The sequence below is a fragment of the Sulfurimonas sp. genome (assembly GCF_023229025.1).
Taxonomy (GTDB): domain Bacteria; phylum Campylobacterota; class Campylobacteria; order Campylobacterales; family Sulfurimonadaceae; genus Sulfurimonas.
Window position 1 is genome coordinate 118,569 of sequence record NZ_JALOAA010000001.1, and the last position, 17,099, is coordinate 135,667.

A 17,099-nucleotide genomic window follows, 5' to 3' on the forward strand; every position below is an offset into this window, starting at 1 on the left:
TCTATACAATCTCTTCATCAGTTGCAAACGGTGGCGTTCTTTTTGCAGGTTTTTCAAGATGAAGCATCTGAGTAGGGTATGCAATTGTTATGTCATCTTCTGCCATAAAAGCATCTATAATCTCAGTTGAGATAACGCTTCTTAGTGTAAGCGTTGCGTAGGCATTTGTCAAATACCATGCATCAATAGCTATGCCGTTTGACTCAATAAATGAGAAAATCCTAGGTTCAACATTTGTATTTTTCAAACTATACTGATTTCTAAGTTTATTTAACTGTTTTCTTGTAATATCTGTATACCCTTTGGAGAATTTTTTAGTTATCTCTTTGGCTAAGTGCATCGCTTTTTTATGGTTTGAATCAAACGTAATAGTGATTTTAACACCATCCCAAACAGTCTTTAGCGTACTATGCGTGTAGTTTGCTATCATTCTTGTAAATACATAATTATTAGGTATAAAAATAATTCTTCCGGCTCTTCTGTTATATTCGGCAGAAGTAAGTGTAATATCTTCAAGTATGGTCATCCTCAAGAGCGATATATCCATAACATCGCCGACATACATCATTCCATCCATATCAACACGAATTCTATCTCCAACATGTATGCTTCCGCCAATAACAATTACAAGCCATCCTAGTATGCTCATAAACCAATCTTTCATGGCAATAGCAATACCCGCAGACGCAAATCCAAGTATCGTAACAAGATAGCTTACATTTTCAATATAGTTAAAAAATAGGATTAAAACTATTAAAGTAAAATTACCAAATGTTATGATTTTATTTGCCATATAAAACCGCTCATTATCGGTAATATATTTTTTTGCAAATAACTTTAATAAAAAGAAGAAAATAAAGACAATAAGTATTACAACACCTATTTTGGCAAGTTTAAACGCCTGCTCTTCTACCTCTTTGTTAATTTTTACCTCAATAATGTCTAATCTTTTTTGATAAACATCAGCCGTAACTTTCATTGTATCAAGGGCAGACTCAAATCTCTCCAGCTGCTTGATTTTCAACTCCGCTTTATCTGCATATATATTTTCATCATCAAGACTCATTATCTCGCTGTATATGCGAACTTCAGAGCGCAGAAGTGCGATAAGCTCTTTTAATTCATCTCTTTTGAGTATATAGTAATTAAAATCTCTATCTAATGTCTTAATAAGAGAAATACCGGTAAACACATCAAAAGGGTTGTCTATTGTCGGAACTTCGTCTATGTTTGGAGGTGTTAGAAGGTCTGAAAAAGGAGAGCTATCTTTTTTCTTTAGCTTCTCTATCTGTGACGTTAATATCTTCTCTCTTGCAATGAGCGCACTAAGTTCATCAGTCTCGCTAAGGGTTTTACTCTTTTTTTTCTGTAGATAGTTTATTCTCTCAAGGATTTTTTCTAGACTCTCTCTTACATCCAATGATGTAAGATAAGAGGAGTAACTTTTCATCCAGACACTATCTTTTTTTGCTATTTTATCTTCTATCTCTTTTAGTTCAGAGTTATATTTTGCAATTTTTTCTCTTCTTATGTCTTCTTGTGCGAGCTTAATTTTTTGTAGCTCTTGCTCATCTATATTTTTATCATTTTTCAGATTTGCCGAAAAAAGTAGAGATGATGCTACAAGAAGATAAAAAACTACTCTTCTCATTACTGTTTTCCAAATTTATTTAATACACACATTACCGTTCCTACATCTACTTTGTCAGTAATTACCATATTGCCGATACCTAATGGCAATATGAATGTTATAGAGGAGTCGGAGCTCTTTTTATCTAGAAAAAATGCTTCATAAAATGCTTTTGCATCTTTGATTAAGTATGCTGTAGGAAGATCATATTTCTCCAAAAGCCTCTTAACTCTCTGTGCCTCTTTCTCGCTCATGAGATTCATCTTAAGAGCCATCTCATTTGCCATAACCATGCCAATAGCAACCGCTTCGCCATGCAAGAACTTTTTATATCCTGTCTCATTCTCAATTACATGACCAAAAGTATGTCCATAGTTAAGAGCAGCTCTTACACCCTGCTCTTTTTCATCCTGCGCTACTACATTTGCTTTTGTTTCAACGGCTTGCTTTATTGCTTCTTGCAAAATTTTTGGGTTTTTTAAGTCAGCATTTTCTAAAAATTCAAAAAAGTCTTTATTAAAAGTCACAGCCATCTTTACTATCTCTGCAACTCCTGCGCTAAACTCTCTTGAGGGCAGCGTTGTTAAGAAGTGTGGGTCTATATATACAGCGCGAGGTTGATGGAAAGCTCCTACTAGATTTTTACCGTACTTGTTATTCATGCCTGTTTTTCCACCAACACTTGCATCAACTTGAGATAGAAGCGTAGTGGGAATTTGAATAAAATCAATCCCTCTTTGATATATGCTTGCCGCAAATCCGGTCATATCGCCTATTACCCCGCCGCCAAATGCTATAAGCATAGATTTTCGATTAAAACGGTGTTCAAACATAGAGTCTAAAATAGTATCTACACTCTGCTGATTTTTGTACTCCTCGCCATCTTGAAGCGTTATAACATGAAGCTCTTTTGCACTGATTTTTGAAAGAAGATAATCCAGATGAAGAGCAGAGATTGTTTTATTTGTGACAACTGCTACTTTAGTATCGAAATATATTTTAGAAAGTTCATCTATAGTTATATCGTAAGAGTCGTCAACTACTTTTTTAAGAGGAATATGTACTTGCATTATTTATCCAAAATTTAATTAGATGTATAATACTTAAATAAGGATAAAAAATGGCTAAATCAAATCTGTACCGGAATAAAAATTTGATGATTGCTGTCTAATTTATGGTAGAGTCTTTCGCTATCTGTTGAGAGAATTGAGTATATTTTTTTACCTGTTAATTTTTTTGTAAAGGGTACTATCTGTATAAAATGCTCTTTTTGTTTTAGTTTTTTTATAGGATTTTGATTCTCTTTTATAACCTTGATACTTTTAGAAAAGATGGTAGCGAGGTTATAATAGTGCTCAATAACCTGCTCTTTTACCTCTTGATGCTCATTTAGATAGTTATAAAGTTCAATGTTTAAACTCATCTGCTCGGAGACATCAAATATTGTTGAAGATATCTTCTCCAAATCTCTATTGTCGCCTAAGATTATTGAAGCATCTTTTACATTTGAGAGCTCCTTGTCGGCTATTTTAATCACAGGAACTTGTGCTTCATAAAGCATATTTCTTGTATCATTATCGGCAAACATCTCGTTTGAAACAATTACTAAGCCGGCATGATACGCCTTTATATCATTAAAAAAACTCTCTTTAAGACTACCTAAGGTGTAGTTTATATCTACAATTATATTTTCTGACCTGTAGCTTTTAATCATCCAAACAACTTCAATATCACTAGGATTAACCACTCTAATAATGAGGGTATGACCTAACTTTTCATGTACAAAAATTGCTCTTTTAATAAAATCCTCTGCCGTATCAAAATTTAACATATCCATATCAAGATAGAGATAAAGATTTGAGCCAAAAGGCTCAGGAAATTGTCCAAGTTCTCTCTTTATTGCTCTGTAAACTGATTTTAAAACAGTGGGGTCGCCCACTAAAAGCAGAAGATCATTTGGCTGAATCATCCTGCGACGATTAGGCATAATAAGCTTTCTGTTTCTGTATATAGCGACAATACGCCACTCTTTTTGCTCAATTACACCAATATGTTTGTAGATAAACGAGCTTCCAAACGGAACTAGAACTTCCATTATCTCGCCTTCCCCTATTCCCACATTTTGGGCAATTACAGGAACGTTTGGCAGATAATCTATCAATCTAGAGGAGAGAATTTCATTTGAGTTAATTAGAACAACGTTGGAGTCTTCGTTATCAAGCTTCCATTTGTTTAAAACTATAATACGAAGCTGCTTTTTTATACTTCTTATATTTTTAATGGTATGCTCAACATCCATTTTGCTATCCATAACAATGATTGCTTGAGCAAACTCCATTTTTAGCAAGTTTGCAAGCTTATAGAGGCTTGTTGGGTCAAACTCATAAAATTTAAATCGTGACGAATTTATATTTTTATATTTTTTGGCTTTTGTCTCTACAACATAATATATATTTTCACTAGTATGTGTATCTATAATTCTATTTATAAAGTGTTTTGATACTTCACCGTCGCCGATAATTAATATTTTTTTCATATACCGTCTTCTGAATTTTTTTTAGCATTATATCATCAGAGTTCTTTTATAACTATAACAGCAAAAAAACTCTTTTACAGATACTAATCTCTCTTGAATACTTGAGCTGATCTTATCCAGATCTCCTCTTTAGCTTTTCTCCATTTTCTATTGACAAAATAACCCGATACCTTAATCCAAGTATCACTTTTCGTGTTTGATGTAAAAGATGTTCCCTTCTCCCACATACCGATACTGTTTCCGTTAATTGCGTCGTAAATAATACTATCCGTCTTTAGACGAAACGCACTAGCTTTAAAAGTTGTAATTTCATTTTGATCAAAGTGCTTCTCTTGGTACTCACTCTTCATCATTAATTTTGGAAAACTGTTCTCTTTCTCACATTTTTTACTATACAAAAATTGATTTTTATCTTTCTTTTCTTTGATTTTTAAAAGTTTTTCTTGCTTTTTAACTATATTCTCTAATTCTTCAATTTTCTTTAGTAAGGTGCTGTTTTGTTCTGCTAAGTTAGCACTTTTATCAAGCATTTCGCTACATCTATTGTAGTCAACTCTAAGCTTCTCTATATCTTTTACGATTGAGTCTATCCTCTTAATTTCATCGGCATATAGTAAAGAAAATAGAAACAACAGTGTAGATAGTAATCTCATGAAACGCTCTCCTTTTTAACTAACTTCACACCCATTTCCACGTGATGAGTGTATGCAAACTGATCAAAAACAGCCATATCTACAACAAAATGTGTCTTGCATAAGAGTTCTAAATCTCTGGCTAATGTCTCCGGATTACATGATATATATAAAATACTATCATATCTTGAGGCAAAACTACATGTAGCCTCATCCATTCCACTTCTTGGAGGATCTACAAATATAGTTTTAATATCATATGATGCTATATCTATATCTTTCATTCTTCTAAACTCTCTAACGCCATCTAGAGCTTGAATAAACTCTTCTACTCCCATCCTTACAAAAGCAATATTATCTACGCCGTTTAAACTCATATTTGTTTTTGCCGCACTTATAGAAGATTTAGATATTTCGGTAGCTAAGACTCTTTTAAACTCTTTTGCAAACGGTATGGTAAAATTTCCGGCACCGCAATATAGCTCAAGAAGATCACTATCTCTGTAGAGCAAATCTTTTGTAGCCCACCCTATCATCTGCTCATTAACTTTAGAATTTGGCTGCGTAAAACTGTTTTCAATGTAGTTAAACTTAAACTCTCTACCGCTTATATTTAACTGCTCAGTTACATAATCCTGCCCTATTACAACCTTTTGTTTTCTGCTTCTTCCTATGATGTATATATTAAGTTCTGAGGCTATTTTAGTAGCTACTTCGCTCCAAGAAGAGTCAAGTTTTCTATGATAAAGCAGTGAGGCAACAATCTCGCCGTTAGTTGAGCTTAAAAAATCGGCACCAAAGAGTTTAAACTCTATACTGTTCTCTTTTATAGCTTTTAAAAGTTTGGGCATTAAATCAAATATAGGCTTACTTACCTGCGGGCACTCATCAATTAAAAGTACGCCCTTTTTGTCTATACTGTTCATGGCATAATGAATTTCACCCTCTTTATGCCATATTTTAAACTCGCTTCTTGAGCGGTAATTGCTCTGCGGTGATTTAAAAACAGATATATCACCTTGATAAAAGGTTTTGAATCTATCTCTGTTTAACTCAACCTTTAGGGCTAATTGATGCTCATATCCACCTTCATAAGCTATACAAGCACCGCACTTTCCAAAATATTGACAATTCAATGCTGCTCTGCCCTATTTTATAGAAGCTATAAGATTTCCAATAAGCAAATTCCACCCATCTATAAGGATGAAAACAAGTATCTTAAAGGGGAGTGCTATCATAATTGGCGGCAACATCATCATACCCATGGACATAAGTATAGACGCAACTACCATATCTATTACCAAAAACGGTAGAAATAGTAAAAAACCTATCTCAAAAGCTGTCTTTAGCTCACTAATTACAAAAGCCGGAATAACTACAGAAAGCGGTACATCTGCTACAGTAGTTGGATTTTGCATTTTTCTTATTCTAAAAAATAGAGCCAAATCCTTCTCTCTTGTATTTCTAATCATAAAATTTTTAAACGGAAGTGTCGTTTTGTCAAATGCCTCTTCGTAGCCTATCTTCTCCTCTATGTAGGGTTTTATACCATTCTCATAAGCTTTTACGCCTACCGGTTCCATCACAAAAAAAGTCAAAATCATAGCCAGCATGACAAGTAGCTGTGTTGGAGGAACCTGCTGCGTTCCAAGCGCCTGTCTTAAAAAACCAAATACTATTACAAATCTTGTAAAAGTAGTCATAACAAGAACCATGCTAGGTGCTAAAAATAGAAGTGTTAAGAGAACAAGTACGTTGAGTGAGCTTACGAGCTGCTGTGGAGAAGATGGAGCTGAGAGTTCAAAGTTCATAGTTGGGATTGCAACACTCTCAGCCCCAAAAATCGAGGTCGCACCCAACCCTAAAAAAAGTAAAAAAAACCTGAACATTATCTGTTTGCTGCCTTGTCTAGAACAGTCTGATTAACTTTTTGCTTATCATCAGGGTCAGCACCGTAAAAGTGAAGTTCAACCCTGCGGTTTTTCTCTCTTCCGCTCTCAGTTACATTAGTTGCTTTTGGAGAAAACTCTGAAAATCCTGCCGCGCTGATACGTTTTGGATCTACGCCGCTTAATAGCAACTCCTGTAGTACGGATATCGCTCTAGCAGATGAGAGCTCCCAATTATCCTTAAAAGGGCTGCTTGATGATGGCGATTGATTGTCGGTATGCCCTTGAACACTAACTTTTGTCTGGTTTGGAAGCTCTCCAATAATAAGCGCTATTCTCTTTAAAAAAAGTAGTGCGTCGTCATTTTGAATAACACTGCTTCCTGATTTAAAAAGAAGCGAAGCCGGAAGTTCAATAACAAAACCGTCTTGTGCCTCTTCAAGAGAGACTGCCGGACCATCTCCCTCTGCAATCATCTCATTTACCTCTGTTAATGCCTGCATAATTCTATTTACTTGCTCTGATGTCTCGTCTGCTGCCTCTATTGGAGTTGATTCTTGGATACGTCTTTTGGAGACCTCGGTTTTAATACCACCCTCTAAAACACTCATGGCTCCGGAGAGTGAACCTATTGCTTCAGAGATTTTTTTTGCATCCATACTTGACATGGAGAGAAGCAAAACGAAAAAACATAAAAGCAGAGACATTAAATCCCCAAATGCTGCCAACCACAAAGGAAGGCACTTCTCGCAGTCGGGACACTTCTTTTTCCTAGCCATTAGTTATATTGACTCACACGTTCTTTTGGAGGTAGATAGCTTAAGAGCTTTGCTTCTAGTGCTCTTGGAGCATCTCCAGACTGAATTGACATAATTCCGGTTAAGATCATCTCCTTAACAAGTGTCTCTTCATCATTTCTTATGCCTAAAATATTTGCAATAGGAGTACCAAGAACATTACCGATAATAGCGCCGTACATAGTAGTTAGCAAGGCAACTGCCATAGATGGACCGATTGCAGATGGGTCAGCCATATTTAAAAGCATCGCAACAAGACCGATAAGCGTTCCAACCATACCCATAGCTCCGGCAAGTCCGGCCCATTGACTAAACATAGAGCCGTTTACCTTGTGCCGCGTACTTGTCTGCTCCATCTCAATCTCTAAAAGCTCTCGTATGTTATCAGGCTCATTGCCATCAATTGCCATAGAGAGCCCTTTTTTCAAGAACTCGTTTGGCTCCTCATTTACTTCACTCTCTAGCGCTAAAATGCCATCTTTTCTAGCCTTTGTAGCAAACTGTATAAGCTTTTTTACAAGCTCTATCTTATCTTCCTCAGGAGGTCTTACCGCAATCATAAATATTTTTACAAATGATTTCATCTGTGCCGGCTTAAACGATACCATCAAGGCACCGATACTTCCACCGACAACAATAAGAACAGAAGGGATGTCGATATAGGCACCAACGCCTACCCCCATTGCCATAGCACCCATTAGAAGTGCAAAGACTAAAACAATACCTACAACCGTACCTAAATCCATTCAAATACCTTATGACAAAATATTGTGCTTATAATACCACAAAAAATATTAGCCTCCACAATAAAAGGGGAATTTTGTTGATTTAATTTCAAATATAAGAGCTAGAAGGTATAATTTTGTCAAATAATCAAAAGAGTTAAAAATGAACAAAAATAAAATAAGTATTGTTATCTTAGCTGCAGGCAAAGGCAGTCGCATGAAGTCTGCTAAAGCAAAAGTTTTGCACAAAGTCTGCGGTAAGGAGATGCTATACCATATCATAAAAGCGTCACGCAAGATAAGTGATGACATAACGGTAGTGCTGGCTCATCAAAAAGAGGCTGTGATGGAGTCTATGCGCGCTTATTTTAGCGATATTAACTTTGCTATTCAAGATGATGTAAATTTTCCAGGAACGGGAGGAGCTATGAAAAATATCTCTGTTAGACATGAAAAAGTCTTAGTTCTAAACGGAGATATGCCTCTTGTTACTTCTGAGGCTCTTAGCGGATTTCTAGAGAGTGACTCAGAGATAATTATGTCTATCTTTAAATTACAAAATCCTAATGGATACGGTCGTGTAATTATAAAAAATGGAGATGTAAAAAAGATAGTAGAACATAAAGATGCCTCCATAGCAGAGCTTGAAATTACAACTGTAAATGCGGGAGTGTACGCTTTTTCCAAAGATATTTTAGAGAAATATGTACCGCAGTTAAAAAATGACAATGCCCAAAAAGAGTACTACCTAACAGATATTATCTCCATGGCAAGAGCTGAAGGTTTAAATGTCTCCCCTCTTTTAGTCGACGAGGAGCATTTCAAGGGTGTAAACTCTAAAAAAGATTTAGCAGATGCGGAAGAGATTATGCAAAACAGAATAAAGAGAGCTTTTATGGAATCAGGCGTGAGCATGCAGCTTCCTTCAACTATCTACATCGAAGAGGGAGTTGTTTTTGAGGGTGAGTGTATTGTTGAAAACGGATGCAGAATAACCGGAAACTCCAGAATAATCAACTCACATATAAAAGCGCACAGCGTTATTGAAGATAGTATAGTTAAAAACTCAGATGTCGGACCCTTGGCACATCTTCGCCCTGCTTCACATATTGAAGATACGCATATCGGGAATTTTGTAGAGGTGAAAAAGTCAACACTCAAAGGTGCAAAAGCGGGACATCTCAGCTACATAGGTGATGCAACAGTTGATAAGGGCACAAATATAGGCGCGGGTGTTATTACATGTAACTACGACGGCATAAACAAATATAAAACGACTATCGGTAAAAATGTTTTTATAGGAAGCGACTCTCAGCTTATAGCTCCTATAACGGTGCAAGACAATGTGATGGTCGCTGCCGGAACAACTGTGAGAAGCGGAACTATAAATAGTGGAGAACTTGCAGTAAGTAGCGCAAAACAAAGAGTTATAAAAGATTTTTACTATAAATTTTTTAGCAAAAAGTAAAAACTTTAAACGTCTATTGTTTAATATAATTTTGAGGAAAAGCAGTTGAAAATCATCCACTTTAGCGATACTCATTTAGGTTTTAATGATTTGGATATTTTAAACGATGAGAACATTAACCAAAGAGAAGCAGATTTTTATGATGCTTTTTCTCAAGTTGTAGAGCAGATAAAAGAGATAGAACCAGATTTTATTATCCACACTGGCGACTTGTTTCACCGCTCAAGTCCCTCAAACCGTGCTATAACATTCGCACTTGAGCAGTTTAAGAGTATAAATGAGTTAAACATCCCATTTATCCTAATAGCTGGAAACCACTCAACGCCCAGAACAAACCTATCTTCGCCGATTTTAAAGATATTTGAGGGCTTTAAAAACATATATGTATCTTACTCTCAAGAGTATAAAAAAGTGGAGTTCGAGAATGTAATATTTCACACCCTGCCCCATATGAATGATGAAACAAAAGCACTCTCTCAAATAGGGCTTTGCGAAGATAATATCCACAAAAGCAAAAAAAACATCATGATGATGCACTGCTCTGTTGGAGCAACTTATCTCATGTCGGAGTTTGGAGAGTGGGTTTACCCTGCAAATAAAGAGTATATATTTGAGATGATGGACTATGTTGCCCTTGGTCACTGGCACGGCTTTTCACAAGTTGGCAAACATAAAAATGTCTACTATAGCGGCTCAACAGAGAGAACAAGTCTAAACGATAAACGAAACTCAAAAGGGTTTATAGAGCTAACTTTAGATGATGCGCTACATGTAGAGTACAAGGAGATAAAAATCCGCCCTATTCTACTTAGGGAGATTGATTGTGAAGATTATGAAAACTCTGTTTTGCAACTTGATACAAGCGATATAAAAGATGCTCTTATAGAGGTAAAACTCTCTAACCTTACGGCTCTTCAATCCATAGATATTCAAAATAGGGATATAAAAAAACTCTTTGACAAAGCCTTGCATGTAAGCGTAAAAAGAGAGTTTAAAAAAGGTACAGATGAGAAGAGACTTGATGATGTTGAATCGCTCTCATTAGAGGAGTACTTTTTAGAGCATATTAAAGATGAGAGCGAAGATAAAGAGTATGAGAGATTAAAAGACAAAGTTAAAGAGTTGTTCGCACAATATGAGGATTTATCGAATGATACTATCTAATATAAAACTATATAACTTTAAAAAGTACACCTCAAAAACGATAGAGTTTGGCGAAGGTCTCATAGGCATTATCGGTAAAAACGGAAGCGGAAAATCTACCATCTTTGAAGCGATACTCTTTGCTCTCTACGGTGAGGCAAAGACAAGAGGAAACAAGGAGCTTTTACGAAATGCAAACGCAAATGAAAAAGAGACAGTTTCTGTAGAACTTGAGTTTGAGTTTGAGGGCGTTTTGTACAAAATAATTAGAGAGTTTCGAGGCAAAGCCATGAGCGCTAATGCAAAATTTTATAAAAACGGCTCTCTTACAACCAGCGGAGCAAAAGAGGTAACCGCTGCCATAGTAAAACTTACAAAGATGAGTAAAGATGCTTTTATGCATACCCTTTTTGCATCTCAAAAAGAGCTAACAAGCCTGAGTTCTCTTAAAAATGAAGATAGAAAAAAGATGATAAGAAAGCTTTTAGGACTTGAGAAGATAGACTTTGTAGAAAAAGAGCTCCTTGAGAAAAGCAGAGAGCTAAAGAGAGAGATAGAAGCCTTTCGGGAGATACTTTTAGGCGAAGATGAGATAGGGCAAAAGCAGGAGCAGATAAAAGAGAGCGGCGCAGCCAAAGAGAATCTTGCAAAAGAGATGCTAAGTAAAACTCAAGAGCTTGAACATATAAAGAGCAGAGAGCAGAGCATAAAAAAGGAGCTTGAAGTTTTTGCTAAAACAAAAGAGCAGAAACAAAAACTCTTCTCAGAGCTAGAACTTCTAAAAAACTCCAAAAGCTTAGAGATTTTAAACCAAGTAAAACTAACAGCCGAGCTTCATCAACTAGAGGACAAAGAGGAGAAACTTAAAAAACTTCAGCCTCTAAAAGCAGAGTTCGTAGCACTTCAAGAGAAGCTAAAAGAGCAAGATAGGCTAAGAGAGTTACAGATAAAAAAAGAGGGAATTTTAAAAGAGCAAGTTCAGTTAAAACAGCAGTGGAAGAAGTCTAAAGCGGACATTGAGACGCTAGAGCGTGCATGTGAGGGGTATGATGAGTTTTTACTTAGTGCAAAAAAACTAGAGGCAGAGATAGCCCTACTCCAAGAGAGCATAAACGCAAAACAGAGCCAAGAGAGTGAACTAAAAGCCGAGATATCAAGTGAGCAAAAACAGATAGATATAACTAACCAAAAGATTGCAAAACTTCGTGAACTTGGAAGTGACTCCTCTTGTCCAACTTGTACAAGACCACTTTTAGAGGAGTATGACAATGTCATAAATTCGCTTGTCGGTACGGTTATTGAGACGCACCAAAAAAAGATAACCGAGCATAAAGCACAACTACAAAATGTAGTAACTCAAAAAGCTGCACATGAAGCAGAAAAAAAACCAAAAGATAAAGAGTTCTCAGAGCTTACAAGCAACATAAAAATAATACAGAGCAAGCTTCAAGATCTTAAAATTGCAAAAGAGCACTTCGTACATGTAGAGCAAAAAGGTATTAAAAACAAAGAGGAGCTAAAGGAGCTTGAGGCGCACAGTTACGATGAAAGGGCGCATCAGAACATTAAAGAGTCACTCTTAGCAATAGAACCGCAATACAAACAAGCCCTTAGCCTTGAGACTGAACTAAAAAGAGTTGTTCTTGTAAAGTCAGACCTGCTACATGTAAATAAAAAGATAGAGGAATTAAAAGCCCTAGCCACAAGCAAAGAAGCAGAGTTTAAACTTGTAATTTACGACGATGTAAAGCATAAAAATCAGCTTCAAGAGCATGAGAGCATACTTAAAACTATAGAGTCAAAAACAGCATCCCTAAATGAGATAAAAGTTCAAATCGCAAAGATTGAGGGCGAGATAAAAACTATACAAAATTCACTCCAAAACAACGAAATACAGCTAAAAAAAGTCCAAGCTAAAAAAGATGACTTAATCGACTATGAGAAAATAAAAACGAGCCTTGCAGAGTTCAAAACCCGTCTAAACTCAAAAGTAGCCCCAAGGATATCAAGCATCGCCTCAGAGATGTACTCTCAAATAACCAAAGGCAAATACCAACACATAGAAGTAAGCAACGACTTTGATTTTTTTATCTACGACGAGGGTAAAAAGTACCCAATAGAGCGGTTTTCAGGCGGAGAGATAGACCTAGCAAACTTAGTCCTGCGCATAGCCATCTCAAAAACTCTAACAGAACTAAGCGGCGCAAGTTCCATTGGCTTCTTGGCATTTGATGAAGTCTTCGGAAGCCAAGACGAAAGCCGCCGCATGGAGATACTAGAGGCCTTTCACACCATAAAAGAGCAGTACAGACAGATATTTCTAATAAGCCACGAGATGGAGATAAAAGAGATGTTTGAGCGGGTTGTGGAGTTGTGAAAATGCTAAGTTGTCATAAATAAAAAGTATTCAATAGGATTGTTAAAATGGAAGATACAGATAAACTTAAAAAAGCCCAATTGTCCCTTGGTGAACCGTTTGCTTTAGAGTTCTCAGAATATACAAGAAAAGTCAGAAATAATTTGATGTTTTTAAGTATATTATCAATAGTGTTGATAACTAATAATTTAGAGTTAACATCAGATTCATCCCTTCTAGGATTAAAACTAAATACATTTAGTATGGATATTATTTATAAGTTAATATTTTTATTAACTACTTATTTTCTAATACATTTTATATGGCTAGCATGGGACTATTTTATTAAATGGAAGCTAAGACTAACTGGTTCAAATATACCGTATGAAGGCGGATTTGCAGATAAAGTGGCAGACAATAAAAGTGATATCTCGCAAACAACATTATATTCATGGTGGCTAAGTAAAATTCAGGTTAAAGACAACGAGCAAAAAAATATAAACTTTATTATAGAGAAACTTGGTTCAGGCTCCATAAATACAAAATTAGAACATCTAGATAATTCTCAAGATAAAAATTTAATAATTAGAGAAATACAAACGCTCAATAGAAACGTTCAAAACTTAAATAGTAGTTTTGACAAATACCACTCTATACTGTCAGACATCAGGATACCTGCTTCTCTAGAGCGCTTTGACAAATGGTTTCAGTATATGAAGAGAAGTCAAAGTTTACGTTGGATTACAATTGAATTACTTATGCCTATACTACTTGGGATTAGCGCTTTGTGGATACTATTTGCAAAGCTTTATTCATACCCAACTCTGTGAATGAATCTCCATCACTAAAAAACAATCCAAATAAAATCCACATGTCACATCGGTGTTAATTTACGACTAGTTAAAAAATATTTCAAATTGCCATATTTTTAAACAAGCTTTCTATTTTTTAATACACTAAAGCATATTTTTTTAATAGGAAAAATTATGCATAAATCTACATGTAAATTGACAAAAGTTAACTTATATGTTAACATATTGCTATGAAAGAGGTCATCTTTTACAGACTCAAATCAGGCAAAAGCCCGATTGAAGAGTTTTTAGACACTCTTTCTTCAAAAGAGGCTCAAAAGGTTATTTGGGTATTGCAGTTATTGGAAGAAGCGAACACAGTATCTACTAAATTCTATAAATACCTGAGTAGTTCAGACGGCATTGTTGAGGTAAGAATTCAACATGGAACAAATCATATAAGATTGCTTGGTTTTGAACATAACGGAACTTTCGTTGTACTCACAAACGCTTTTAGAAAAAAAGACCAAAAAGTTCCAAAACATGAGATTGTTTTGGCACAAAAGAGAAAAAAGGAATATTTAAACAATGAGCGACTTAAAAAAATACATTGATAAAAGAAAAAAGAATGATGTTGCTTTTGCAAAAGATTTTGAGTCTGGATACGAAGAGTTTAAGATAGGCGAGATGCTAAAGCAGGCTAGAGTCGAAGTCGGGCTTACGCAAGAGGAGATAGCGCAGAGACTCCACACAAAGAAGTCCGCTATTTCGAGGATAGAAAACCATGCACAGGACATTAAACTCTCGACTCTTCAAAACTTTGCACATATCCTCGGCAAAGAGTTGAAAGTGGAACTTATATAATCCCCTATTTGAAAGTAATGAAGAACAAATAAAATGAAAAACATAAACCTAAAGATAGCAGATATAACACAAGAAGATGTATGCGCAGTGGTCAATGCGGCGAACAGCTCACTTCTTGGCGGCGGCGGTGTGGATGGTGCATTGCACCGTGCAGGCGGGGTGCAGATACTTAGTGAGTGTAAGAAGCTAAGAGCATCCACATATCCAGATGGATTGCCTACAGGAGAAGCCGTTGCAACAACTGCGGGAGAGATGAAGGCAAAATATGTTATCCACACCGTCGGCCCTGTTTATTCATCATGTGGCAATCACTGCGAAGAGCTTCTCGCAAACTGCTATATAAACTCACTAAAAATTGCAAAAGAGCTAAAATGCCAAGCTGTCTCATTTCCTGCCATCTCTACCGGTATTTACGGTTATCCAAAATATGAGGCGGCTAAAGTTGCCTACAAGAGCGTAAAATCTTTTTTAAAAACTGATGAGAGCATGGAAGTAAACTTTGTTTTTTCTTCACAAGAAAGCTACGATATCTTTGCAGATGCTATAAAAGAGCTTTAGTAAAGTATATCAAAGAGGCTAACAAGTATAATTATAAATATTTTCATAGGATTCTACAAATGAGCATATTTGCCCTACAGTCAGAAGCAGGCGGTTTTTTAGACGAAGGTTTAAAACGCTTCAATAAAGAGTTTGATGACTGGTGTATTCAGTTTGACAACTATGAAGACGCCAATCTTATGAGACAAAATCTTGGTAAAAAAATAGTTGCAGAGGTTGTAGAGATTACACCTCTCAGCTACCCAAAATATTTTTTTCATACTCTTCAAGGTGTTATCCATGCAACAAGACAGATTGATGATAAAATCATCTGCATTGTTGAACCCTATATGGGTTCAAACTTTCGTATCGCGGTGTGTGACTTAACTACAAAAAAAGTGACTATTACAAAGAGCAGCTATAAAAATGTCTTAAGCGTAGAGGGTGCATTTGCACATTTTGAATTGAAATGAAGCACAAACGACGAACATGAAATTCATAGCCGACTGCCATTTAGGAAAGATAACCCCAAATATCTGCGCATATTTGGATTTGACACACTTTACTTTTAGAGCATTGACGATGACAACATCAAAAAGAATTTGCCCCAGCTATATACATTTACCTTTTATTCAGTTATACTACCCTCAATAAAAGATGATTCGAGTTACATCTTTAGTCTGTTTTACATTGATGACCTAGTTATACAGTATAATCCGTTACTAAAAGAAAAGCTTCATATTAGATTTTAGACCATCTCAGCAATGAGATGTATTCAAACACAAAGGTATTACAATGGCAGCATTAGTAAACGGAACTGTTAAATGGTTCAACGGCGAAAAAGGTTTCGGATTTATCGAACAAGAAGATGGCGGTAAGGATGTATTCGTACACTTTCGTCAAATTAACAACTCAGGTCATGGTCGCGTATCATTGGACGAAGGTCAAAAGGTAACTTTTGAAATCGGTCAAGGCGAAAAAGGCCCTCAAGCAGAAAACGTTACAGGTCTGTAATTTTTCTAGAGCGGATATTTTATCCGCTCACAACATTCTCATTAATTTCTTTCAATAACTTTACTAAATTTATATATAATTTCCTTACTGCAAAATTCAAAAAAAACAATACAATTCTAATACAATATTATTAATTAAAACAAGAGGTCAATCATGTATAAAATAATCAAAGAACATCCTACAAAAGAGCAGATATCTAAGTTTAACATGAAGGTAGCACAAGGAGATGACTATGTAGATTATGTTATCGATTTAAGTGCTCTATCTAAGAGTCAAAAATCAGAACTTTGCGCTTTATACAATCTTAGCTCAACAGAAGTCGATGAAAAAGAGAAACTAAAGCTTACTGTATCTTCCTCAGTATAATCTTTTTTTATCTAGCAACTTGACATTACGGTTAAATCATCACTATAATGGTTAAAATCAACAAAGGAGAAGATATGTGTAAAGATGCAATCGTATTTCGCAATAGTCCGGAAGCTGTTACTCTTGAAGCTGGAGTAGCATACATGATTTGTACATGTGGAAGATCAAAAGGCGGTGTTTTTTGTGACGGAAGTCATGAAGGGACCCAGTGTCTGCCTAAAGAAGTAAGTGTTGAAAAAACAAAACAGTACCATATCTGCATGTGTAAAACAAGCGGTAATTTTCCTTTTTGTGACGGCACCCATAGTATATACAGCGATGACGAGGTAGGCAAAGCAGTTAAGAGCTAAG

Annotated in this window: 19 protein-coding genes; 11 read left to right on the forward strand and 8 right to left on the reverse strand. The window is 35.8% G+C overall.

The features are described from left to right. Nucleotide 1: 1 nt before the first annotated feature. The 8 genes from M0Q20_RS00620 to M0Q20_RS00655 all read right to left on the reverse strand — a co-directional run bounded on the left by M0Q20_RS00620 (nucleotide 2) and on the right by M0Q20_RS00655 (nucleotide 8,230). A complete protein-coding gene (locus tag M0Q20_RS00620) occupies nucleotides 2-1,651 on the reverse strand; it encodes a mechanosensitive ion channel domain-containing protein (protein ID WP_295057605.1) in 1,650 nt (549 codons plus the stop codon). Further along, on the reverse strand, nucleotides 1,651-2,700 hold the full coding sequence (gene aroB / locus M0Q20_RS00625; RefSeq protein WP_295057608.1) for a 3-dehydroquinate synthase: 1,050 nt from the start codon (nucleotides 2,698-2,700) through the stop codon (nucleotides 1,651-1,653). Before aroB ends, M0Q20_RS00620 begins: the two co-directional genes overlap by 1 nt. A gap of 59 nt (nucleotides 2,701-2,759) precedes the next feature. Further along, nucleotides 2,760-4,166, reverse strand: a complete 1,407-nt coding sequence (locus M0Q20_RS00630) for a TrkA C-terminal domain-containing protein (RefSeq protein WP_295057611.1) — start codon at nucleotides 4,164-4,166, stop codon at nucleotides 2,760-2,762. Between the two features lie 83 nt (nucleotides 4,167-4,249). Continuing rightward, nucleotides 4,250-4,819, reverse strand: a complete 570-nt coding sequence (locus M0Q20_RS00635; protein WP_295057614.1) for a hypothetical protein — start codon at nucleotides 4,817-4,819, stop codon at nucleotides 4,250-4,252. Beyond that, on the reverse strand, nucleotides 4,816-5,934 hold the full coding sequence (gene trmA / locus M0Q20_RS00640) for a tRNA (uridine(54)-C5)-methyltransferase TrmA (RefSeq protein ID WP_295057617.1): 1,119 nt from the start codon (nucleotides 5,932-5,934) through the stop codon (nucleotides 4,816-4,818). Before trmA ends, M0Q20_RS00635 begins: the two co-directional genes overlap by 4 nt. A 12-nt stretch (nucleotides 5,935-5,946) precedes the next feature. Next, the gene (gene fliP, locus M0Q20_RS00645) at nucleotides 5,947-6,687 is read right to left on the reverse strand and encodes a flagellar type III secretion system pore protein FliP (protein WP_295057620.1); all 741 of its coding nucleotides are present in this window, start codon (nucleotides 6,685-6,687) and stop codon (nucleotides 5,947-5,949) included. Continuing rightward, nucleotides 6,687-7,466: a flagellar motor protein MotB gene (locus M0Q20_RS00650; protein ID WP_295057623.1), complete on the reverse strand. Its 780-nt coding sequence runs from the start codon at nucleotides 7,464-7,466 to the stop codon at nucleotides 6,687-6,689. Before M0Q20_RS00650 ends, fliP begins: the two co-directional genes overlap by 1 nt. Next, nucleotides 7,466-8,230 (reverse strand): motility protein A, encoded by a 765-nt coding sequence (locus M0Q20_RS00655; RefSeq protein WP_295057625.1) that lies wholly within the window; start codon nucleotides 8,228-8,230, stop codon nucleotides 7,466-7,468. Before M0Q20_RS00655 ends, M0Q20_RS00650 begins: the two co-directional genes overlap by 1 nt. Before the next feature lie 142 nt (nucleotides 8,231-8,372). On the opposite strand from M0Q20_RS00655, the gene glmU reads away from it, so the two are divergent. From glmU to M0Q20_RS00710, 11 genes are all read left to right on the forward strand, one after another. Continuing rightward, on the forward strand, nucleotides 8,373-9,677 hold the full coding sequence (gene glmU / locus M0Q20_RS00660) for a bifunctional UDP-N-acetylglucosamine diphosphorylase/glucosamine-1-phosphate N-acetyltransferase GlmU (RefSeq protein ID WP_295057628.1): 1,305 nt from the start codon (nucleotides 8,373-8,375) through the stop codon (nucleotides 9,675-9,677). A 45-nt stretch (nucleotides 9,678-9,722) separates the two neighbouring features. Beyond that, nucleotides 9,723-10,841 carry an exonuclease SbcCD subunit D gene (locus tag M0Q20_RS00665; RefSeq protein ID WP_295057631.1) on the forward strand — a complete coding sequence of 373 codons (1,119 nt, stop codon included), beginning with the start codon at nucleotides 9,723-9,725 and terminating at the stop codon, nucleotides 10,839-10,841. Beyond that, nucleotides 10,828-13,197 carry an SMC family ATPase gene (locus tag M0Q20_RS00670; protein ID WP_295057634.1) on the forward strand — a complete coding sequence of 790 codons (2,370 nt, stop codon included), beginning with the start codon at nucleotides 10,828-10,830 and terminating at the stop codon, nucleotides 13,195-13,197. Before M0Q20_RS00665 ends, M0Q20_RS00670 begins: the two co-directional genes overlap by 14 nt. A gap of 47 nt (nucleotides 13,198-13,244) precedes the next feature. Further along, nucleotides 13,245-14,006 (forward strand): hypothetical protein, encoded by a 762-nt coding sequence (locus tag M0Q20_RS00675; protein ID WP_295057636.1) that lies wholly within the window; start codon nucleotides 13,245-13,247, stop codon nucleotides 14,004-14,006. A 212-nt stretch (nucleotides 14,007-14,218) separates the two neighbouring features. After that, on the forward strand, nucleotides 14,219-14,581 hold the full coding sequence (locus M0Q20_RS00680) for a type II toxin-antitoxin system RelE/ParE family toxin (RefSeq protein ID WP_295057639.1): 363 nt from the start codon (nucleotides 14,219-14,221) through the stop codon (nucleotides 14,579-14,581). Continuing rightward, nucleotides 14,556-14,831: a helix-turn-helix transcriptional regulator gene (locus tag M0Q20_RS00685; protein WP_295057642.1), complete on the forward strand. Its 276-nt coding sequence runs from the start codon at nucleotides 14,556-14,558 to the stop codon at nucleotides 14,829-14,831. Before M0Q20_RS00680 ends, M0Q20_RS00685 begins: the two co-directional genes overlap by 26 nt. Nucleotides 14,832-14,864: 33 nt before the next feature. Continuing rightward, nucleotides 14,865-15,389, forward strand: a complete 525-nt coding sequence (locus M0Q20_RS00690; protein ID WP_295057645.1) for an O-acetyl-ADP-ribose deacetylase — start codon at nucleotides 14,865-14,867, stop codon at nucleotides 15,387-15,389. A 59-nt stretch (nucleotides 15,390-15,448) separates the two neighbouring features. Then, nucleotides 15,449-15,841: a hypothetical protein gene (locus M0Q20_RS00695; RefSeq protein WP_295057647.1), complete on the forward strand. Its 393-nt coding sequence runs from the start codon at nucleotides 15,449-15,451 to the stop codon at nucleotides 15,839-15,841. 322 nt (nucleotides 15,842-16,163) lie between these two features. Then, nucleotides 16,164-16,382 (forward strand): cold-shock protein, encoded by a 219-nt coding sequence (locus tag M0Q20_RS00700; RefSeq protein ID WP_295057649.1) that lies wholly within the window; start codon nucleotides 16,164-16,166, stop codon nucleotides 16,380-16,382. A gap of 153 nt (nucleotides 16,383-16,535) precedes the next feature. Further along, nucleotides 16,536-16,748, forward strand: a complete 213-nt coding sequence (locus M0Q20_RS00705; protein WP_295057651.1) for a hypothetical protein — start codon at nucleotides 16,536-16,538, stop codon at nucleotides 16,746-16,748. 74 nt (nucleotides 16,749-16,822) lie between these two features. Further along, nucleotides 16,823-17,098: a CDGSH iron-sulfur domain-containing protein gene (locus M0Q20_RS00710; protein ID WP_295057654.1), complete on the forward strand. Its 276-nt coding sequence runs from the start codon at nucleotides 16,823-16,825 to the stop codon at nucleotides 17,096-17,098. Nucleotide 17,099: the final 1 nt, after the last annotated feature.